This is a genomic window from Parabacteroides sp. AM17-47 (genome assembly GCF_003434625.1).
In the GTDB taxonomy this organism is placed as follows: Bacteria; Bacteroidota; Bacteroidia; order Bacteroidales; family Tannerellaceae; genus Parabacteroides; species Parabacteroides distasonis.
The window spans coordinates 31,976-54,630 of record NZ_QTLI01000022.1 but is presented as its reverse complement, the minus strand read 5'-3'; the positions used below and the strand labels follow the sequence as shown (position 1 = coordinate 54,630).

At 46.5% G+C, this 22,655-nt stretch carries 16 protein-coding genes; 8 read left to right on the top strand and 8 right to left on the bottom strand.

From position 1 onward, the window contains the following. Positions 1-45 precede the first annotated feature (45 nt). From DW205_RS17275 to DW205_RS17260, 4 genes are all read right to left on the bottom strand, one after another. Entirely contained in the window at positions 46-1,077 is a 1,032-nt protein-coding gene (locus DW205_RS17275; protein WP_005863351.1) for a DUF5119 domain-containing protein, read from the bottom strand. Further along, on the bottom strand, positions 1,074-1,649 hold the full coding sequence (locus tag DW205_RS17270) for a DUF5119 domain-containing protein (protein WP_005863349.1): 576 nt from the start codon (positions 1,647-1,649) through the stop codon (positions 1,074-1,076). The genes DW205_RS17275 and DW205_RS17270 overlap by 4 nt, the downstream gene beginning before the upstream one ends. Before the next feature lie 132 nt (positions 1,650-1,781). Further along, entirely contained in the window at positions 1,782-2,636 is an 855-nt protein-coding gene (locus DW205_RS17265) for a helix-turn-helix transcriptional regulator (protein ID WP_044545027.1), read from the bottom strand. Positions 2,637-2,648: 12 nt separating this feature from the next. Next, positions 2,649-4,178: a glycoside hydrolase family 10 protein gene (locus DW205_RS17260; RefSeq protein WP_005859910.1), complete on the bottom strand. Its 1,530-nt coding sequence runs from the start codon at positions 4,176-4,178 to the stop codon at positions 2,649-2,651. A gap of 206 nt (positions 4,179-4,384) precedes the next feature. Between DW205_RS17260 and uvrA the strand changes: the two genes are divergently transcribed. Next, a complete protein-coding gene (gene uvrA, locus DW205_RS17255; protein WP_005863345.1) occupies positions 4,385-7,168 on the top strand; it encodes an excinuclease ABC subunit UvrA in 2,784 nt (927 codons plus the stop codon). Between the two features lie 90 nt (positions 7,169-7,258). Here the strand turns inward: uvrA and DW205_RS17250 are convergent, their stop codons facing one another. The 4 genes from DW205_RS17250 to DW205_RS17235 all read right to left on the bottom strand — a co-directional run bounded on the left by DW205_RS17250 (position 7,259) and on the right by DW205_RS17235 (position 14,611). Beyond that, positions 7,259-8,890 carry a RagB/SusD family nutrient uptake outer membrane protein gene (locus DW205_RS17250; protein ID WP_005863343.1) on the bottom strand — a complete coding sequence of 544 codons (1,632 nt, stop codon included), beginning with the start codon at positions 8,888-8,890 and terminating at the stop codon, positions 7,259-7,261. Between the two features lie 25 nt (positions 8,891-8,915). Continuing rightward, positions 8,916-12,104, bottom strand: a complete 3,189-nt coding sequence (locus DW205_RS17245; protein ID WP_005863341.1) for a TonB-dependent receptor — start codon at positions 12,102-12,104, stop codon at positions 8,916-8,918. Between the two features lie 436 nt (positions 12,105-12,540). After that, the gene (locus tag DW205_RS17240) at positions 12,541-12,759 is read right to left on the bottom strand and encodes a hypothetical protein (protein WP_005863339.1); all 219 of its coding nucleotides are present in this window, start codon (positions 12,757-12,759) and stop codon (positions 12,541-12,543) included. Positions 12,760-12,808: 49 nt separating this feature from the next. Continuing rightward, positions 12,809-14,611 carry a T9SS type A sorting domain-containing protein gene (locus tag DW205_RS17235; RefSeq protein ID WP_005863337.1) on the bottom strand — a complete coding sequence of 601 codons (1,803 nt, stop codon included), beginning with the start codon at positions 14,609-14,611 and terminating at the stop codon, positions 12,809-12,811. A gap of 73 nt (positions 14,612-14,684) precedes the next feature. On the opposite strand from DW205_RS17235, the gene hflX reads away from it, so the two are divergent. The 7 genes from hflX to DW205_RS17200 all read left to right on the top strand — a co-directional run bounded on the left by hflX (position 14,685) and on the right by DW205_RS17200 (position 22,649). Further along, complete coding sequence (hflX, locus tag DW205_RS17230; RefSeq protein ID WP_005859898.1) at positions 14,685-15,896, top strand: GTPase HflX; 1,212 nt, start codon at positions 14,685-14,687, stop codon at positions 15,894-15,896. A gap of 21 nt (positions 15,897-15,917) precedes the next feature. Continuing rightward, the gene (locus tag DW205_RS17225; RefSeq protein WP_005863335.1) at positions 15,918-17,906 is read left to right on the top strand and encodes a DUF4954 family protein; all 1,989 of its coding nucleotides are present in this window, start codon (positions 15,918-15,920) and stop codon (positions 17,904-17,906) included. A 5-nt stretch (positions 17,907-17,911) separates the two neighbouring features. Continuing rightward, on the top strand, positions 17,912-18,793 hold the full coding sequence (locus DW205_RS17220) for an AraC family transcriptional regulator (RefSeq protein ID WP_005863332.1): 882 nt from the start codon (positions 17,912-17,914) through the stop codon (positions 18,791-18,793). A gap of 97 nt (positions 18,794-18,890) precedes the next feature. Next, positions 18,891-19,448: a glucose-6-phosphate isomerase gene (locus DW205_RS17215; protein WP_005863330.1), complete on the top strand. Its 558-nt coding sequence runs from the start codon at positions 18,891-18,893 to the stop codon at positions 19,446-19,448. 3 nt (positions 19,449-19,451) lie between these two features. After that, complete coding sequence (locus tag DW205_RS17210; RefSeq protein ID WP_005863328.1) at positions 19,452-20,411, top strand: ROK family protein; 960 nt, start codon at positions 19,452-19,454, stop codon at positions 20,409-20,411. Next, positions 20,392-21,180, top strand: a complete 789-nt coding sequence (locus DW205_RS17205) for a glucose-6-phosphate isomerase family protein (RefSeq protein ID WP_005863326.1) — start codon at positions 20,392-20,394, stop codon at positions 21,178-21,180. Before DW205_RS17210 ends, DW205_RS17205 begins: the two co-directional genes overlap by 20 nt. 32 nt (positions 21,181-21,212) lie before the next feature. Continuing rightward, on the top strand, positions 21,213-22,649 hold the full coding sequence (locus tag DW205_RS17200; RefSeq protein ID WP_005863324.1) for a sugar porter family MFS transporter: 1,437 nt from the start codon (positions 21,213-21,215) through the stop codon (positions 22,647-22,649). The last annotated feature ends 6 nt before the right edge of the window (positions 22,650-22,655 follow it).

Here is a 22,655-nt window from a genome sequence, read left to right as displayed (position 1 = left end):
GTCTTTTAATGTTGTTTTATGTTGTTACTATTTATCATTCTATAGTTATGCGGGGATTACGATATTCGTCTCATCTCCCCAATTGTCTACTGTCGCATCGAATCCCCCTTCGCCGCCATTCTTTTCCGGCTCCACGTTTGGTAGCTCCAACGGAATATCCTCGGGAACTTCTTCCTTATCCGGATCAATTTTCGTACCCAGCACCACCTCTACCTCTTTCGTCTCATTATTGATCGCGGCACGTGGAGCTATATCATATTGCTTCGTAATGACCGTTCTGTTATCGACCAATAAGATGGAGAGCGTAAGCAAATTACTGATCTCGTCCGTGGCCTTCGATGTGACGTTTGGTCTGCCGAGTGTCAAGTAAGAGCCGGATAAGATACCATCGGTCGTTGAGTTCTCGTGAAAGGTCTTTTCCGAGAAGTCCACGAGTTGCGTCGCTACGCTACTTCCGGTCTTTCTATCCGCTATCCAATATGTATCCGCCATCCCTTTAATCGATCCCCTCGCAGTCCGCATGTTGTGCAATCCTTTTATCTCTAAGGACAGATGGGTCGTGAAGATTACCTTCTCGGGCCGGCAAGCCAAGGAAAACTCCTTTCCCTCCTTAAGGTTCGCCCGTACCATCTCTTGCGTCACCTCAAAACCCTCCAATGTAGCTACCGCTAAAGGTTCCGGATCGTAGATCAGCCGCTCTCCCTCGGTGGGCGTGTACCAATCGCTATCCGTCGTCTTCATCACGATCCGCAGGGTGCTGTATTGATCTTGACCCTCGATCGTGAGATAACTGTATTCTTCGGCCGCTTGGTTAAATACCACTACGTTATAGATCCCTTTCCTCAATCGCACCTCGTCGCCCGTCACCGTGTTGGTAAGGAAACGGCTTGGCTCCCCTCCATCGACCGGGTAAAAGAGCGCGGTCATACCATCCGGGTCGATACCGCAAGGACCCCAATCTATGTCGAGGCGCACTGCGCAACGGTCTACATACTCGCCGATCATAGTCTCTTTCGAGCATCCCGCCAATCCCATGACAAGCGAGATCAAGATGATAAATAACCGGCTCTCTCTCATCGGATACTCGTTTTCTTTAGCCCGTTGATATTGTTTGCGATCCCTTTCCTTTCATTGCTTAGATTCAAGGAACTGTCCTTCGATAGGAAAAACGGCGACAAGGTCAATTCCTTATGCTTCTCCGTGTCCCCCTCAACCTCTACCGAACGGATCGTGGCGACATATAACGGGATCACCTCGTCTTGACATGCCTCCAGATCCTTTAGAGAGGAGATATATGCTTCCGCTTCCTCGAACTTCGACATATTACGAAAACCTATGTTTTTCGCGTCGTAATTGAAAACCAATACATTATATTTATCCGGTGGTAAGAACAGGGTGATGCCATTGGCGTTCCCATCCGTCTGTATCATCGGCCCGCCCTCCGACGGGTAGATACAATAGCGAAGTTTCTCCGGTACCGGGGAAACTGCTACCACGCTATCCCAACGAAGGGTGCAAGTGATGTAGCCCGTGCCTCTTTTCTCCGGTTCCTCGGATCTCTCGCAACTACATTCCAGCACCATGCCGATAATGAATAAAACCGCAATAGAGATCTTTAAGATAATACTTGTCTTATTGTACCTATACATTTTATTTATCTTTGAAAATCAATTATGATTGATCTTCTGGACGCAAATGTATAGGGAATGCTAAAGGGGAGAATTGTTATTTTTGTCCAAAGAGTTGCAAAAGTTGAGAGATTTAAAAAAAATCATTGAATATTATGTATTTTCATCCTTTAGAGAACGGACAGAGCGGGGAGATTGGCCGAAATTAGCCCTGCAGAAGTGCGAGAAGTTGGAAAGCGACTCAAAGCCATACTTGTAGCAAATCTCGGATATGGAAAGCTCTGTCATGATAAGGTCGTTATGAATGTCTTGGCATTTGCGTTTCAGCATCCATTGATAAGCGGGCTCTCCGAACGTATCCTTGAAGATACGGCGGAAGGTGGGTACGCTGTAGCCTCCCAATTGGGCGAAGGTCTCCACGTCTTTTGCCTTTTGGTAGTTCTGCATCACGAAATACTGGAAACTGTGGCTATACCGGTAAACCGGGGCGTAAAAGGCGGCTAGCTCCTTGATGGGGTAGTAGCAGTTCAGCAAGTAGACCATCTCCGAGCGTTTGGCTTGCATCAGTCCGGAGCATCTTAAATCATCGTTGAGGTAAAGCTTCATGCCCTCGATGAAGAGTTGTATCGGCGGGACCATCGTCATTACGATGGGCTGCTGGCGTTCGTTCTCCACGATGGAGATGCCTTTGTTGAAACGATTGTCGCATATGTTTTGCGGACGCTCGAAGAGATAGATGATACATTCGGTGTAGTCGAGTACCTTGCATTCCACTTTCGAGCCGATCGGTTGCAACACGAACTGTCCGCCCCGGAACGTAGTGTCCGGGTGCTCCTCGCTGTTCAGCCAGATCTCTCCCTTGACTAGGAAAAAGACCATGTTCTGCATGCATCTTGTCTGAGGGATCACGTACCCTTTCGGATAAAGACGATACTTGAATATGTCCCTCTGGTAGAAACTACAAGAGGAACAGTCGGTATATTTGGTGCAGCGATGGTCGGTTAACATATATTGTTGTCTTTATAATTTTACTTTCTTTGTCTTGCCCTCGCTCTCGTTGTGAAAGCGATCTACGGCGGTCACTACATAGCGATATTTTACCTTTCCTTTCTCGTAAGGCATCAAGTAGCCGGTTTCCCGGGTGATAGCCACGATCTTCGAGGGATCGCTCGTGTCTATCGGCTCCTTGTCGTTAAAGCGATAGACCACGAAATAGGAGGCTAGCTCCGGATTCGTGGGGCTTTGCTCCGCTTGCCAATGTAACAAGAAGCCTTTAGGTGTCCATTCGGTCTTTAGCTTGCTTACGTCTTTTGGCGGACGGTTATGCATATGGGTATAGGCCGGGATAAGGGCCGGGTAACGGTGGTAGTTCCGTTTCAGGCTGTCGGCTACGCCCTTGTTGTTCCATAGAATCTCATTGGCGGGCCAGAAACAATTGCCGCTCACGTGAGGCAAGGCACGCTCGTAACGCATCTTGCGGGTTAATTGGTCCGCTTTCATGGTGCGGGCCACGTCTTGCCCGATATATAAATGACCTCCGTTGGCGTTTTTGTCCCACCATTTGATAAGCGTGATGTAATCCGCCGCCGGGTGTCCGATCTCCCAATAGATCTGGGGGATGTTATAATCGATCCAACCTTGCTGTACCCAATAGGTGATATCGGCGTAGAGGTCGTCGTAGTTTTGCAGACCGTTGGTATTGCTACCCGATCCGTCTGCGGTGCTTTTCTTGTTGCGGTAGATGCCGAAGGGACTGATACCGAAGCGTACCCAAGGCTTGGTGAGCAGGATGGTACGTTTCAATTCCCGGATCAGGGTATTCACGTTCTCCCGGCGCCAATCGTTCCTTTGCGCCTCGCTGTATCCTTTTCGCAAGCCGTATTTCCGGAAGCTGTTATCATCCGGGAAAGGCATACCCGCCGCGGGATAGGGATAGAAATAATCGTCCATATGTATAGCGTCCACGTCGTAACGGCCGACGATATCACGCACTACCCGGCAGATAAACTGACGGCTTTCCGGCAATCCCGGGTCGAAAAGGATTTGTTTATTATAGGTGACAAACCATTCGGGATGCTTATGATAGATGTGGGAATCGGCGAAACGGGTGTTTCCCGCCGTGCTCGCCCGGTAAGGATTCAACCAAGCGTGAAACTCCATGTTCCGTTTATGGCATTCTTGGATCAGGAAGGCCATCGGGTCGAACTCACCTGCCGGGGCTACGCCTTGCTCTCCGGTGAAGAAGCGGCTCCACGGCTCGATATCGGATTTATAGAAAGCGTCCGCCTCGGGGCGCACCTGAAAGATGATGGCGTTGATGCCGCATGCTTGCAGGTAATTAAGCTTGCGGATGAAGTCTTTTTTCATCCGGGCGGGAGTCATATCCTTGTATTCGCCTTGAAAAGCGGTCTGTATCCATGCTCCCCTAAACTCTCGCTTGGCCTCCTTGCCCGTACTCGTAGCCGGACGAGGCTTCTCGCGAACCGTAGAACATGAGGTTATCGCACAAAAGAGAATCGCTACTAAGAAGCGAAAATATTTAATGTACATGGGTGCCTTGCTGTGTTTGTCTATGAAATTTTCAACAAATGTAGAAGATTCCCTGTAAATATGAAATATTTCACCCTTGTTATTTTATTTACTTGGCAGTAGAGACGAGGCACACCCTGTCTAACTGTGTGAATTAGTTCGATGAAGATAAGGCAGAATCGGTTAGTTTTGGCTATCTTTGCGTTAAAGAAAAAGATAAAGGTAATATGTCTGAGAGCAATTCGATTTTCATCAAGGGGGCACGTGTCAACAACTTGAAAAATATAGATGTAGAGATTCCGAGGGACAAGCTGGTGGTGATAACCGGGCTGTCGGGGAGTGGAAAATCATCGTTGGCGTTCGATACCCTTTATGCGGAGGGACAGCGTCGGTATGTAGAGAGTTTATCCGCTTACGCCCGCCAGTTCTTGGGGAGGATGAGTAAGCCGGAATGCGACTATATTAAGGGAATACCGCCGGCTATCGCTATCGAGCAGAAGGTGAATACCCGTAATCCGCGTTCCACGGTCGGTACATCTACCGAGATTTATGAGTATTTACGCTTGTTATATGCTCGCGTCGGGAAGACGATATCGCCGGTTTCCGGCACCGAGGTGAAAAAACATCAGGTGAGCGATATTGTCAAGGAGGTCATGCGATACCCCGAGGGGACTCGTTTTGCCGTATTCGCCCCGGTTGTCTTGCCGGAAGGCCGGGATATGAAGGAACAGCTGGAGATCTTGCGGAAAGAAGGATATGCCCGTCTGTCGGTGAATGATACGGTATATCGTATCTCGGAGGTACTGGCCAGCGAGGAGTTACTGTCTTACCCGATCGAGTTGTTGGTGGACCGCCTGACGGTATCGGACGATAAGACCTTGAAAAGCCGTTTGGCGGATTCGGCCGAGACCGCTTTCTTTGAGGGCCATGGTACCTGTTTGATCCGTATTTATACGGAGGAAGGGGTAGTCGTGAAGGAATTCTCGAAGAAGTTTGAGGCGGATGGCATGATATTCGAGGAGCCTACCGATATGATGTTTAGCTTTAATAATCCGTTGGGCGCTTGTCCGACTTGTGAGGGGTTCGGTAAGGTGCTGGGCATCGATGAGAATCTGGTGGTGCCCGATAAAAGTTTGTCTGTCTACCAAGGAGCCGTGGTTTGCTGGAAAGGTGAGGTGATGGGGGAATGGCTGAAAGACTTTATCGTGAAGAGCGAGAAATATAACTTCCCGATCCACCGCCCGTATTACGACTTGACACAGAAAGAGAAAGATTTGTTGTGGCATGGGGCGAGAGGTTTACACGGCATCGACGATTTTTTTAAGTTCGTGGAAGAGAATCTTTATAAGATACAATACAGGGTGATGCAAGCCCGCTATCGGGGAAAGACGACTTGCCCGGTTTGTAAGGGGAGTCGCTTGAGGCCGGAAGCGCTGTATGTGCAAGTGGGTGGTAAGAATATCGCCGAGCTGGTAACGATGCCGGTTTCGGAGGCAAAGGCTTTCTTTGATCAACTGGAACTAGACGAGACGGATGCGGCGATCGCTAAACGTTTGCTCACGGAAATCAATAATCGCTTGCAATTCCTGTTGGATGTGGGGTTGGGTTATCTGGCTTTAGATCGCCTCTCGGCCTCTTTATCCGGAGGAGAGAGCCAACGTATCAATCTGGCTACCTCGTTGGGTAGTAGCTTGGTGGGTTCGTTGTATATTTTGGATGAGCCGAGTATCGGTCTGCATTCCCGGGATACGGATTTGTTGATCAAGGTATTGCGACAGTTGCAAGCCTTGGGGAATACCGTGGTCGTGGTGGAGCATGATGAGGAGATTATCCGTGCGGCGGATTATATCATCGATATCGGTCCGAAAGCAGGGCGTTTGGGGGGCGAGGTCGTTTATCAAGGCGATGTGAATAACCTCCGGAAATGTACCGATAGCCACACGGTACGTTATTTGACGGGAGAGGATCAGATCGAGATCCCGCCTTATCGGCGTCCGTGGAATAATTATATAGAAGTGACAGGGGCTCGGAAGAATAACTTAAAGGGTGTGGACGTGAAGTTTCCTTTGAACGTGATGACGGTGGTTACCGGTGTGAGCGGTTCGGGTAAAAGCTCCTTGGTTCGTGATATCTTCTACGAGGGCGTGAAACGTCATTTGGATGATGCCGCCCGCCTGACCGTGGATTGCTCCGGTATCAGTGGAGATTTGAATATGATTCAGGCGATCGAGTTCGTAGACCAGAACTCGATCGGAAAGAGTTCTCGCTCGAACCCCGTGACGTATATCGGTGCTTACGACGAGATCCGTAAACTATTCGGCGAGCAGCCCCTAGCGAAACAGATGGGATATAACGCCGCCTATTTCTCCTTTAATAAAGAAGGAGGTCGCTGCGAGGAATGTAAGGGCGAGGGCAAGATCACGGTAGAGATGCAGTTTATGGCGGATATCACCTTGGAATGCGAGGCTTGCCACGGTAAACGCTTCAAGCAGGATGTATTGGATGTAGAGTATCAAGGCGCTAACATATACGATGTATTGGAAATGACCGTGAATCAAGCGATCGAGTTCTTCGAGAAAGGTTCCGGCTCCCAAGAGAAGAAGATTGTGAAACGCTTGAAACCGCTGCAAGACGTAGGTTTGGGCTATATCAAGCTGGGACAGACTTCCTCCACTTTATCCGGTGGTGAGAATCAACGTGTGAAACTGGCTTATTACTTAGGCCAAGAGAAGCAGCAACCTACCTTGTTCGTTTTCGACGAGCCTACGACCGGTTTACATTTTCATGATATCAAGACTTTGTTGAAAGCTTTCAATGCCTTGATCGAGAAAGGTCACTCCGTGGTAATTATCGAGCATAATATGGATGTGATCAAATGCGCGGATTATGTGATCGATTTAGGACCGGAAGGCGGAAAGGCCGGCGGGCAGTTGGTTTGTGCCGGTACACCGGAGGAGATCGCGGCTTGCGAGGCATCCTATACCGGAAGGTTTTTAAGGGATAAGTTATAAAGAGACGATATAAAAAGACAAATGTAAATAGCTCCTGCCCGAATATTCGGATAGGAGCTATTTCTTTTAAGAGGAATGGGAGCATTCCCATTAATATCCTGGGTTTTGCTCGATGATTCCATTTTTCGCAAGGTCTATAACCGCTTGCGGTATCGGGCCGTATTCGTGAGTCCCTTTGATGAAACGGGCATTTTGGAGATGAGAGCGGAATGTCTTCTCATGCTCGAAATAAGTGTTCATCACGTCTGAGGCGATTCCCCAACGGACTAGATCAAAGAAACGTTCACCTTCTAAGGCGAATTCCAGACGTCGTTCGGTACGTAAGGCTCGGATCGCCTCCTCTTTGTCGGAAAATGACGGATATAATCCGATCCGGTATTTGGCGGCATCCGCTGTCCCGTCAGCGGTTTTTACGGTCTGGCTGTTCATGGCACGCTCGCGAACTTGGTTGATGTATTTCAATCCGGTAGCCAAATCGCCTAGTTCGATAGCAGCTTCGGCACGCCACAATAACACGTCCGCATATCGAATAATATAAACATTCAATGCGTTTACGTATGGCCAGATAGCCAAATAGTAACTTGAGTTCTTGGAGACAATACGTTTTTTCGGGCTATACGGACCGTAAACCGTAGCCTCACGAGGAGTCCAGTCATAGAGTTGGACATCAAGGAACATGATTCCGGGGCGGGCTACCGTGTGGTCTAGGCGGGTGTCTACATAATCATTTTCCGAAACGTCTATGCCGTCTTCTAAAGGCAAGCCGTTGGAGTCGGTCTTATAAGCGTTTACTAGGTTTTGGGAAGGACGAAGGAAACCATAGTTGGGATAAGGGCCTCCCGGAGGTAACAAACGGTCGCCCGGATTTCCGTTGTAGTTGTTCGGGGAGCCATCGTTGATAGAGGCTTGGACTGAAAATAAAATTTCAGAGCAGTTGTCATTTTCTGGCAAGAAGATATTCCGGAAGTCGGGGAGTAGCTGGTATTTGCCGGAATTGATCACCTCATCCGTCGCTGTAGCGCATTCCTGCCATTTGCCTTGGAACAAGTAAACTTTAGCCATATAAGCCCGGGCCGTCATCTTACATGGACGTGCCACATCCGGCTGGGAATCCGGGAGACCTTCGTAGGCGGCCTTAAAATCATTCAGTATCTTCTCCCATAATTGATCGGATGTATACTCCTTATTCGAGATAGAGGCGAACGCAGAAGGATCGCTGACACTCTCGTCGAAATATGGGATCTGGTTATAGATGATCTTTAAGTTGAAATAGAAATGGGCACGCAGGAAACGCATCTCGGCGATACGGGTCTCCTTTTTATCATAATCGCTGCCTTTGAGGATACGGATCGCTTGGTTACAGCGGTTCACGCCCTCGTATAAGGCTAGCCATTTCCGATTGTAATCTTGGATAGTCGGGTCGATATGGAAGATTTCCATCAAGTGAACCGGGTTCTGGTCTCCCGTACCACCTCCGCCTTTGTAGGTATCGTCTGAGATCACATCGCCAAATTGCCAGTTGGAGCATCCTGAATTCAAGCCGGAGCTGGCATCGTCCATCTGCCCGTCTAGGATGGAATAGGCGGAGATAATCAATCCCTCGATGTTATTGGGATCTTGTGCTTGTTCGGGAGTCAGTTCGCCTACAGGTGTCTCTTCCAGAAAATCGCTGCATGATGTCAATGCGAATACGGCACAGGCCGCTATAATCATTTTCTTCATATTCTTGTTTGTTGTTGTTTGATGATTAAAAACTTACGTTTACTCCAAAGGTGAAGGTGCGGGATAACGGATAGATGCCGCGGTCCACACCCATATCTAGGTTACGGTAGTCACTGGAGTAACTTTGCAATCCCACTTCCGGATCGATACCGTCGTATCCGGTGATCGTGAATAAGTTGGTTGCTTGCGCATAGATATACAAGCTATTGAACTTAATCTTGGATAGGATGGACTGAGGTACGGAATAACCGATTTTCATGTTCTTTAAGCGAACGAAAGAAGCGTCTTGCACATAGTAAGACGAGGGCCGGATGTTATTGTTCGGATCGTCCATGGTGACACGGGGTATGTCCGTATTCGTGTTGGTTGGTGTCCATGCATTAACGACACGGCTGTTTTTGTTGTATTGCGATTGATTGTAGAAATCACCCACATAACGGGTCAAGTCGTATACATCGTTTCCGAACATTCCCTGAAAGAATAGACTGAGGTCAAAATTATGGAAGTTGACTCCTAATGTAAGGCCTGCCGTGACATCGGGGAGCGGGTTACCGATATAGTCACGGTCGTTACCGTCTATTACGCCATCTCCGTTTACGTCTACGAACTTGATATCACCCGGTTTTGCGTTAGGTTGGAGCAGTTCGCCTTTATTATTGGTATATGATTTGATCTCCGCCTCGCTCTGGAATAAACCGTCTTCTTTATAAGCGTAGAAAGAGCCGATTGGTTGTCCGATGGCGGAACGAGAAACCTCTTGATCGAAGTTGAGGGAGTGAATCACGCTGGTAGGCAGTCCGATATAGGAGACATCACCGTCTAATTCAGTCATCTTGTTTTTGATAGCGGACATATTGAAGGCGACATTGAACCCGAAATCTTTATTGATGCTCTTATTGTAGCTGACCTCAGCTTCGAAACCCCGGTTGCGCATTTTCCCGACATTGTCCCATACCGTTTGGTTCGTACCCCCCACGGTACCGATCAAGGGACGCTCCCATAATAAGTCCTTGGTATCTTTGTTAAACCAATCCAGCACAACGGTTAGGCTGTTATCTAGGAAGCCTAGATCCAGCCCGACATTAGTTTGCGTGGTGGTCTCCCATTTCAGGTTTGCGTTACCGTAACGGGTTTGGGTGTATCCGGTTGTCACGGAACTTTGGCTACCGTCGATCGGATAGTTGGAGTGGTTCGGATTACTCATGTAAGAATCGATCGTAGAATAAGCCGGGATATCAGAGTTGCCGTTTTGTCCCCAACCTATGCGGACTTTCATGTTGCTGATAGCCGGAATATCATAAAACGGTTCGCTACTGATACGCCAGCCTGCGGAGACAGCCGGGAAATTACCCCATTTATTGTTACCAAGTTTAGAAGATCCGTCACGTCGGAACGTGGCTGCGAATAAGTAGCGGTTGTCGAAATTATAATCAATTTTACCGAAATAAGACATCATCTTGGAAGTAAAGGCAGAACCTGCGTTCTTCTGGGAGCCACTATCGCCCGCATCGAGGAAATGGAAGTTATCGTCATCCGAGGCAAAGCCTTCACGGGAGGCGGAGAAGTATTCCTCTTGATAACGGTTTGTCTCGATACCTAATAAGGCTCCGATCGTATGTTTATCGAATGTCCGTAAATAGTTTAACGTGTTCGTGAATACCCAATTGAAGTTCCAACGGTTTTGCGTGCTCAACGTACTCAAGGGTTGCTGGGTGTTCAATTCGTTGTATTTGGCCTTGAAGCTTCGTTTATACAGGTTTTTGTAATCCGCTCCGAAGTTGGTCTTGAAATAAAGTCCCTCTAGGATATTCAGTTCGGCGAATAGATTACCGAATAGACGGGTGGTACGATCTTTATTATCCTTATTACGGTATAATTCGCCTAACGGGTTGGAGATGTCGGCGATCGGGTTGCTGCCGAAATTCCCGTCCAGATCGTAAACAGGGGTAATGGATACGGTCTTATAGGCGTTGTATAACATACCTCCCAGTGCGGCGTTATTGGTGACCGAGGTTCCCCACGCATGTGATAATGTGGCGTTCTCACCGATTTTCAAACGATCGTTGAAGAGCTTGAACTCATTGTTGAAACGTCCGGATATACGTTCGAAACCAGTATATTTCATAAGACCGTCTTGGTTGAAATAGCCTAGGGAGAACAAGTGGCTGCTAACTTTATCTGCTTTCGCCAGAGAGAGGTTATAGGACTGGACCATGGCTTTTTGCATGATCTCGTCAACCCAATCCACGTCTCCCGAGGGAAGACGGTGATCTGCGTCAAGGAATTCCGGAATTACGGCGGTCTCGCCGGAGCCATACACGTCGCTTACTGGTGATTTCCCGTCGTTACGCTGTGCCTGCCATAATAAGTCGCCATATTCTTGGGCGTTTAGCATACGCATCTGTTTTGCCGAGGTTTGTACACCCACGTAAGCGTCTAGGTTTACCCGGAAAGTACCTTCCTTCCCTTTTTTTGTACTGATGATAACCACGCCGTTTGCCGCACGTGCGCCATAGATGGAAGCGGAAGAAGCATCTTTCAATACCTGCATACTTTCGATATCATTCGGGTTGAGAAAATTGATGCCGCCCTCTACTGGCACGCCATCGATGATATAAAGCGGATCATTGTTACGGATCGTGCTGAAACCGCGTACACGTACCGCTACACCCCCGCCGGGCATATTATCCGGGATTACGTTTACGCCGGACAATTTGCCTTGCATCATTTGATCTACACTGGATACCGGGGTATCTTTCAGGTCGCCTACCTCCAGTACGGAAACAGCACCGGTAAGGTCTTTTTTCTTCTGTACACTATAACCTACCACGATAACCTCGTCTAGGTTCTGGGTGTCATCCTGCAATTGGATCGTGAGGGGAGAACCATTCCCGGCTGGAATCTCCTTGGTGTTATAACCGATATAAGTAACGACCAATATGCTTTGCTTGTTTTGCAGCGAGAGAGAAAATTTGCCGTCAAAATCGGTTACGGCTCCATTTGTAGTCCCTTTCTCAATCACGTTAGCCCCGATAATTGGTTCTCCGTTCGTATCGGTGACTACGCCACTTACCGTGAATGTCTGTTGAGTGATCGTCATTCGTCCAGTAACGTTTGGCAGATCCTCCGCCGGTGCCGCATTGATTGGCTGTAAGTATGCTACGCCTAGCAAAAGAGCGGGAATCGCCATCGTAAAGTAATTTCTGTTGTCCATCCTTTTGTCCTTAAAATATATTAGAATTAATCTATTTTTTCAGAACGCAAAGGACGTGTGATTATATTACGATGATATGTCTATGTTATTAAAAATATGTTCACGATTGTATTGCCTTTCAGGGATATGACGATTAGGCTACGATTACAAAAATGATATTGGCTGTCTTTTGCGTATTGGTTAATGACGTTTTAGTACTAGTGAATAAAATGTAAGAATTATGAAAGTAACTCATTTTAAGAAAGTAAGCGAAACAAGTGGTGTGTGTGTCCTGTTAAGATTGTACTTATTTATAATCGAATAATTTATACTGTGCGTAGTCTTTATGAGACATTCAAGTAGCCTGTGAGGGCGAAAAAGCAGTAATATTAATACTAGTGTAATAAAATAAAGTTCATTCAGCCTGTTCTTCTGTGAAGAAAAACAGGCTGTGTTTTTATTGCTTGGCAGGATCATCGTCTTTATTCCACTTATCTCGCATTCTCAGACGTTTGACTTGCAGATAGCGTAGAAGGATGATGATGACGAGCGTAGCGCCGATCATCAAGAAATATTCGGTATAATTGTTTCCGGGATTGTTTCCCGGCCAGCCGATGATACTCATTACGATTAAGTAAACAAGTAAGGCAATTGTTGTGATATTGATCTTCTTCATATTCGTTTTATTCTAAAAACAGGGCAAAGATATAAGATTGTTTCGGGCTTTAGGAGGTTAAAACGCATTTGTACTGTGCCCGATAATGTTCTGTTTGAATAATTAAGATATATAAACCTTGTGGGAGGGGAATCGGGAGGATAGGGTTCCCTGCCTGTACCGCTTGCGTGAATACTAATATGCCTGCCGGAGTAAACAGTTCGACTTTACCGGGGGATGGAAGATTAGTAATGAATAAAGTCTTGTTCTCTAGCTGATAGCTTAATTCCGGAAATGAAAATACTTGATTGGAAACAGGGGAATCTTGTCGGGCTTGAGGTTCCGATGTCGGGAAAGATATGGGTGCGTTCGTTGATAATAATTTATAATTGGCTGGTTCGGATGTATTATATACAGATAGGCTGGTACTTTTATTCGCTTTGACAAAGAAAGCGGAGAATGGAGGGATGGCGAAATCGCTACCGATCACGTAGGGTTGGTAGGTGGAGCCGTCATATATATAAATGTATCCGTCTAAGGCCGAGTTTGATTCTATTTGACTAAGAGATAAAGGAGCCGGCAGAGGATTACCGCATAGATACCAGCCGTTATGATTCTGGTTCTGGCTTTGGTTGTTAATGCTTACCGGAATAGAGGCTTGACCGTTTTTTCCGAAATCTATAGGGATATCTCCTGCTTTCGAGGAGAAACGAAGGTTCTGACGATCGGCGGAAGCGTCAATAGCGATTAGGTATCCCTTGTTCTTCTTGAAGATGGGCTGGGATGTATTGATTATTGTTTGTGGTATGACTTCCCAGTTGTTGGAAGGGCTTTGTGAATTAGCTCGCTTTTCTCCGTTATAGGTTTGTACGTAAAAGTAATTACCGTTTGTATCGCTTTTGTCATCACCCAGTTGGAAATCCGGGTCTATGCCGGAAGCGAATACATCGAAGGGGAAGGAGATAAAATACCATTTGCCTTTTTGAGCGAAGGTCTTCTCGATTGTTATTTTGCCGGAGATGTTAATAGTTCCAGACGATCGCAAGGTGGAGGAAGACGCCAAGATACCATCATTAGGATAGATGGTAAGGTTATTTGCGGATAGATTTCCGGTTGGTAAAATATGGATATTTCCATTGCCAATAAAGATATCTTTACAGCTGATATTTGTATTTATGGAGATATTGCCGTTAATCAAGGCGTTGCGGTGACGGTAGGCGGGTAGGTGGCTCCAGCGATCCTCATGGTTCCAATCGCTGTTTCCGGTAAATAGGGAATAGGTAGGAATCATGCCGTGTGCGTAAACGCTGTCTACATAATAATAGCCGTTTTTGGTATTGGCGGCCTGTGTGGGGACGATAATATCCAATCCCGGGGGATTGCTGCCTATATCCGTCTTTTCGAATGAAGCAGTAGCATCGTCTTTATTTAAAGTTATGATCGACACATATTCTGGTTTGTTAGGGCGGTAAGTCTTAACTTGCATCTTTTCTCCGAGCATTAAATGGATGCCCCCTTTCCGTATACTGATTTTTATATCTTGATGATCTGTTAACGTGAAATGCTCGAAAGCCGCTTGCGTATTCATTGGCATTCGTAACCCGTAGTTTCCGTGGCTGTTAGGAATATCTTTCACGCCGGAGATATCTTCAATAAGGGCTTCACCTGTAATGGCATAATCCCAATTATCAGAAGCAAGTCCCTCAAATGTCTGCATCCGAAACGTATCTCGAATAGATATATTTGCGTTACTTTGCACAAAGCTTTCCCATGTAGACGGATTTGAAACTTGTGACTGGATAAATTGTTGTACGAATAGGAATACCGTACAAACGACAACGCGTCTGGATAGATGCCAAATTCTCTTTTTCATAGCTAAGTTGATTTATATTTGTAAATATGTTCGCGAATATACGTAAATAATTGAAATAATATATCTTTGTGGCATGAAAGAATTTATCATATCTGAGGCACAGACCGAGAAGGCCGTTTTGGTGGGTTTGGTTACCCCTGAGCAAAATGAGCAAAAAGTTAAGGAATATCTGGACGAATTGGCTTTCTTGGCCGATACGGCAGGGGTGGATGCGGTAAAGCGTTTTACCCAGAAAATGGATTACCCGAATTCCGTCACTTTTGTCGGGACCGGTAAATTGCAGGAAATTAAGGAGTATGTGGTAGAGAATGAGATCGGTTTGGTGATCTTTGATGATGAGCTGAGTCCGAAGCAACTCCGTAATATTGAGAAAGAATTGCAGGTGAAAATCTTGGATCGTACGAGCTTGATCTTGGATATCTTCGCTAGCCGTGCACAGACCGCCCATGCGAAGACACAGGTGGAGCTTGCACAATATAAATATATGTTACCCCGCTTGACTCGTCTGTGGACACACTTGGAGCGTCAGCGAGGCGGCGTAGGTATGCGTGGTCCGGGTGAGACACAGTTGGAGACTGATAAACGTATTATCTTGGATAAGATCGCACGATTGAAGAAAGAGCTGGTGGATATTGACAAGCAAAAAAGCGTACAACGGAAAAACCGGGGTAAGATGGTACGTGTAGCGTTGGTCGGATATACGAACGTAGGTAAATCTACCTTGATGAACTTATTGAGCAAGAGTGAGGTCTTTGCCGAGAATAAGTTGTTCGCTACGTTAGATACGACCGTACGCAAGGTCATTATCGAGAACTTGCCGTTCTTGCTGTCTGATACGGTCGGATTTATCCGCAAGTTACCGACCGAGCTGGTGGAATCTTTTAAATCGACCTTGGATGAGGTACGGGAGGCGGATTTGCTGGTACATATCGTGGATATCTCACATCCTACTTTTGAGGAGCAAATAGAGGTTGTGAACCGTACGTTGGCGGAGATCGATAAGACCGAGAAACCGATGATTATGGTTTTCAATAAGGTGGACGCATTTACCTTTGTCCCGAAAGAGGAAGATGATTTGACCCCTCGTGGTCGTGAGAATATCGATCTGGATGAACTGAAACGTACGTGGATGGGAAAATTGCAAGATAATTGCATCTTTATCTCCGCCAAGGAACGTACGAATATAGAGGCGTTGAAAGAGATGTTGTATGAACGGGTCAAACAAATCCATATCACCCGTTTCCCCTACAATGACTTCCTCTTTCAGCAATATGATGAAGAGTAGAGTCTTACAAAATTAGTACCAATGAATCATTTGAGAAATTTGCGGCCGGATGAGATCGCCACCTTGCGATCTCAGGCTTGCCGGGCCGATGATTGGAATCAAGTTTGGGTTCCAGAGGTGTTTGATATTGAATATGTGAACCATGTACGTTTTTCAGGAGTGGTTAAGTTAGGAGCCTTTCGTAAGGTGTTTACCCTGCCGGGAGGATTGGTAAAGCATAGCGGGCTTCGTCATGTTACCCTGCATAATTGTACGTTGGGGGATAATGTGCTGATCGAGAACGTACAGAATTATATCGCTAATTACCGGATCGGTGATGACTGCTTTATCCAGAATATAAATGTTATGTTGGTGGAAGGCAAGGCTACGTTCGGGAATAATGTCGAGGTGTCGGTCTTGAATGAGACCGGCGGGCGTGAGGTTCCGATTTACGATGGCCTGTCGGCTTCATTGGCTTATATTATCGCTTTGTACCGCCATCGTCCGGCCTTGATCGAACGCTTGCGGGATATGATTACCGCTTATACGGAGGGTATCGCCTCTACGGAGGGAACGGTTGGCGATAAGGTCAAGATTGTCAATACCGGTACGATCCGTAACGTGAAGATTGGTGATTACGCGACCATAGAGAATAGCGCACGTCTGGAAAATGGTTCCGTAAATAGTAAGAGAGAGGCCCCGGTATTTATCGGGGATAGTGTGATCGCGCAAGATTTCATTGTCTCTTCGGGAGCCAAGATCGCGGATGCCGCTAAGATTATCCGTTGCTTTATCGGACAGGCTTGCCAAGTGACGCATAACTTCTCGGCCCATGATTCCTTGTTGTTCAGCAACTGCGCTTTCGAGAATGGGGAGGCTTGCGCTATTTTCGCCGGTCCGTTTACGGTGTCTATGCATAAGAGCAGTTTGCTGATAGCGGGAATGTATTCGTTCTTGAACGCGGGAAGTGGCTCCAACCAGAGTAATCATATGTATAAGCTGGGACCGATTCATCAAGGGATCGTGGAACGTGGTTCCAAGACGACCAGCGACTCGTATATCCTTTGGCCGGCCCGTATCGGCGCTTTCTCTTTGGTAATGGGCCGCCATCATCATCATAGCGATACTTCCGATATTCCATTCTCCTATTTAATAGAGAAGGATGATGAGACTTACTTAGTCCCGGGAATTAATCTTCGCAGCGTAGGTACGATCCGTGATGCCCAGAAATGGCCGAAGCGTGATAAACGTACGGACCCGGATCGCTTGGATATGATTAACTATAATCTATTGAGTCCCTATACGATCCAGAAGATGTTGAAAGCAGTAGATATCTTGAAAAACCTACAAGCATTGGTTGGAGAGACTTCCGAGATTTATTATTATCAGAATACTCGTATAAAAGGTTCCTCCCTCCGGAATGCGTTGAACTTTTATGGCATGGCAATTAATAAGTTCTTTGGTAACTCGTTAATCAAGCGTTTGGAAGGTACGACCTATTATTCTATGGAAGAGGTCTGGGAGCAATTGCGTCCTACGGAATCCAAAGGCTCCGGAGAATGGCTGGACTTGGCGGGCTTGATCCTCCCGAGGGAACCGCTAGATGCCTTGTTGCAAGATATCGAACAGGGGGAAATTGCTTCCTTAGAGGATGTGGAATGCTTTTTCCGTTTGGTTCACGGACGTTATTATTCCTTGGAATGGACATGGGCCTACGAGATGATCGAACGTTATTATGGGGTGGATCTCCGTTCGATTTCCGCCGCGGAGATTATTGATCTGGTTCGTCGTTGGCAAGAATGTGTGATCCGCTTGGATGAGATGCTTTATGAGGATGCCCGTAAGGAATTCTCTTTGACTTCTATGATCGGTTTCGGTGTGGATGGTTCCAACAAGGAAAAACAACAGGATTTCGAGGGTGTTCGAGGAGATTTCATGAATAATCCGTTTGTTACCGCCGTGCAGGAACATATCGTGAATAAACGGGCGCTTGGGGATGAACTGATCGAGAGGTTGAAACCTTTAGTATAAAGCCTATGAAACCATTATTTCAAGAACTGCCATTCCCGATAGATAGTCACATTCATTTCTATGTGGAGGATCTACCGCATTTTATAGTGCCTTGGCACTACCATCCGGCTATTGAGATAATGTATATCACAAGTGGTACGGGTACTCGCTTTGTCGGGGATCATGTGGAAGGATATTTCGAGGGCGATGTTTGTATGATCGGCCCTCAACTACCGCATGAGTGGAGAAATGACCCTGTTTATTTCGATAAGAGTTCCGGCTTGCGGGCTACTTGTATTTGCTTGTTCTTCAAGCGTCAGATTTTTGAACCTAATTTAATCCGTCTTCCGGAGATGAATAATATCCGGGAATTGATAGAGCGTTCCCGTAGAGGGATTAAGTTTGTGGGTAAGTCCCGGAAGAAGATTGCCGAGCTGATCAGCCAATCCGCCAATGAGACGGGAGCGAGTAGGGTGATCAAATTGATTGCTTTACTGGAATTAATGGCGACTTCCGAAGAATATGAGATATTAGCCAGTACGGGGTTTACGGAAACGGTCAACTCGGATGATTTCGAGCGTTTCAATAAGGTCTATAAATATCTGGTGAAGAACTTCACGTCTCCAGTGAAGCTGGAGGAAGTCGCCGCTTTGGTAGGTTTGACTCCGACCGCTTTTTGTCGTTATTTCAAGAAACGGACCAAGAAGACTTTCGTGGAGTACCTGAATGACATGCGCATAGGACACGCGAAAAAACTATTGATAGAGGGAAACCTGAAGATATCCACGATTAGTTCCGAGGCCGGATTCAATAATCTATCCAACTTCATCGGCCAATTTAAGAAAACCACGAATATGCTTCCATCCGAGTACCAGAAAAAATATAAGGAGCGCCTGGATGGAGAATAAGGACAGGATTTCATAGTTGTTTGGAAAAATACTAAAATAAAGCCCAAGGTATTCGATCTATTTTTGCGATATAAGTTGTATCGTAAAATAGAATATCATGGAACATAAAAAGATTGTAATCCCATCCTTGTCATTTTTTCAAGATGAGCTAAAGGGGGAAGGTGTGGTAAAGAGCCGGAGAACTTTAGGCGAGCTTGCCGGAATTTTTGAGAATCAAGATGCTTATTCCCAATTACCATTAGATCAATTAGCATACGAGGTATATAGTTATTTACCGGAGCGGGAAGGCTCTCCGGGAGGGCTTTATTTTGGTATTACTCAATTATATCCGGGAAAGGTGGGAGATGAGTATTTCATGACGAAAGGCCATTTTCATCAACAAGAGGATCGTTCGGAGTATTATTGGGGATTGGAAGGCGAAGGTATGTTGATCTTGATGGACCGGGAACGGAATACGTGGGCGGAAAGGATGATGCCGGGTAGCCTGCATTATATACCGGGCGGTGTAGCGCACCGGGTAGCTAATACTGGAAATAGCGTCTTGTCATTTGCCGCGTGCTGGCCTTCGGATGCCGGGCATAATTATGAAGAGATCGCGAATAAGGGCTTCTCGGCCCGATTGGTAGAAGTGGACGGTACCCCTAAATTGCGATAGCTTATGTATACGATAGCGATAGATTTAGGGGGGACGGTCGTAAAGATCGGACTATTGTCTGATGGTGAGATCGTAGACTGTGTGAGATTACCTTCCCGTCTGGCTCTGGGATTAGCTCCGAACTTACCTAAGATAAAGGAGGCGATCGATCGGTTGTTGGCCGCTTGGCGTATTGATGTGGCGGCGCTTCGTTGTATCGGCCTGGCTTTTCCCGGGCTGGTAGATCCAATTCATAACCGGGTAATCTCTACGAATGAGAAGTATGATGATGCCTGTTCGATTAGTCTGGATAAATGGGCATGGGAGAATTGGGAAGTTCCTTTCTGCATGGATAATGACGCTCGTTTGGCCGTAGCTGGAGAATGGTGGCAGGGTGCGGCCCGGGGAAAGAACAATGTAGTCATGATGACAATCGGAACCGGTATCGGTACGGGAGTCGTGATTGATGGACGGCTTCTGTATGGACAGCATTTTCAAGCGGGTTCTTTGGGAGGACATTTTGTGTTGGATTATAAGGGCCGTCGATGTTCATGCGGGAATAAAGGCTGTGTAGAAGCTCTGTCTTCCTCTTTCTTCTTGCCGACCATTATCCGGGAGCATGCCCTTTTATCGGAATCATTTAAGCGAGATGCGGATATCTATGATTTCAAGCGCATTTTTAGGTTGGCGCAGGAGGGGAATACAGACGCTTTATTGATTAGAAACGAATGCATGGATATCTGGGTATCGGCGATAATAACCTATATACATGCTTATGATCCGGAAGTGGTGATTCTGGGAGGGGGGATTTTAAAAAGCCAAGAGGTAATCATTCCTTATATCAGTAAGCGAGTGGATGAATTAGCTTGGTGTCCTTCCGGGAAAGTCCCGATTGTCCCGGCAATCTTGGGCGATGACGCCGCTTTATTCGGCTTGGAGTATTTCATGGTAAAACAACAGCAAAATGAACGGATTTGTATTTGATAAAGGAATTGATATAACACCGGTTCAATCGCTTATGGGGTTTACCTATGGGGCGGGTGTATTTGGTCCGGAGGTCGAGATTCGCCGGCTGGAAGATATACGGGCTAGTTTGCGTGATCCTCAATGCAAGGGACCGGAGCAGGTTTACTCGATCGCTATGGATGTCGGCAAAGAAGAACATCGTGCGTTGCTGAATAAGTTACATTTGTTATTCGGGGTAGTGACATATAGCGCTGGTAAGTTGGGGCAGGAACCGGTCAGAAGCCAAGGGCATATTCACAAGATTTCTCCTTATAGCGGTTGGTCTACGCCGGAAATCTATGAGATTTGGTCGGGAGAGGCGATTATTTATATGCAGGAGTATGCGGAGGATCAGCCGGGTAGGTGTTATGCGGTGCATGCCTTTCCGGGGGATGTGGTAATCGTACCGCCTTGTTGGGTACATGCGACGATTAGCGCGAATCCGAGGTTGCCTTTGACTTTCGGGGCGTGGTGCGATAGGGAATATGGCTTTGTATATGAGGGGGTTCGTAAGCACAAGGGAATCGCTTGGTTTCCTGTGTTTAATGGACGTGATGAATTAGAATGGATCGCGAATCCGATGTACGATTCCTCTCATTTGATTTGTAAATCTCCTTCGGATTATATTTCTTTAGATATTCGGAAAGGGGTGTCTATTTACAGACAATTCGAGGAAAATCCGGAGATTTTCTTATATGTGCCTAATCCTGCGTTGAAAGCGGAGGTCTGGCGTGATTTCGAGCCTTGAGTTTATAGATGGATTAAATACACAAGAAAAACATGAGAAACACGAGCTATAGATATTGGATGATTTATGTGATAGCGATTGTCGCCGCCATGGGAGGACTATTGTTTGGTTTTGATACCGGCGTGATTTCCGGGGCGATTCCTTTCTTCCAGAAAGATTTTGGCATAGACGATAGTATGGTGGAGGTCGTTACTTCCTCCGGTTTGCTGGGAGCTATTCTGGGAGCGCTGTGTTGTGGTAAGTTGACGGATCGCATAGGGCGTAGGAAAGTCATTTTGACTTCGGCTGTTATTTTCGCTATCGGTGCGTTATGGTCGGGATGGGCTCCGGACATTTATCATTTGATCGCCGCCCGTTTATTCTTGGGAGTGGCTATCGGGATATCTTCTTTTGCGGTGCCTCTTTATATCGCAGAAGTTTCTCCGGCGAAATCACGGGGGATGTTTGTCGCTATGTTCCAATTGATGATTACGATCGGGCTTCTGGTATCTTATCTTTCGGATTTGTATTTTGCGGATGAGGCGTCTGTCTCATGTTGGAGGCCGATGTTTTATGTGGGGGTGATTCCCGCTATTATTTTGTTCGTGGGTATGTTGCTCGTTCCGCCATCTCCAAGGTGGTTGATGTCTGTTGGCAGGGAGGAAGAGAGTCTATCCGTATTAAAGATGGTTGAGCATCCGGATTTGGTAAATGCCTCGTTTGAGCAGATGCGGAATGAGATGCGAAAAAATGATGAGCGACAAGGACGTTTTAAGGATCTGGCTCAGCCTTGGTTACGGAATGCGTTAGTTATCGCTATCGGTATCATGTTCTTCCAGCAGTTTGTAGGTATCAATACCGTGATTTATTATAGTCCTAAAATCTTCTTGATGGCTGGTTTCGATGGTGCGGTTTCTGCGATAGGGGCTTCTGTCGGGGTAGGAGTTGTCAATTTATTGTTCACGCTGTTGTCCGTTTACTTTGTAGATCGATTGGGAAGGCGTAAGCTTTATTTTCTGGGGTTGAGCGGTATCGTGATTTCCTTGTTGCTACTCGCTACTTCTTTTATATTCGCTGTGCGATTAGGGGATTCTGGGAAATGGCTTTCCATCGTCCTTATTTTCTTATATGTGGGATTCTTCGCTATTAGTATCGGACCGCTAGGTTGGCTGATTGTATCGGAAGTGTTTCCGCAAAAGTTGAGAGGACTGGGGTCTTCTCTCGGTTCGTTGTCCGTATGGTTTTTCAATGCGATCGTATCGTTTACTTTCTTCAAGATATTGAAGGTGTTTTCAATACCGGGAACCGATTTAACGATCAATGGCGAAAGCCAAGGGAATCCGGCGGGAGCATTCTTGTTCTATGCGTTCATTGGAATTTTGGCGATTATTTGGGGATATTTCTATGTACCGGAAACGAAAGGGGTACCGTTGGAAAAGATCGAGGCTTTTTGGAGAAAAGGAGGACATCCGAAAGATAAAATAATATAACATAAT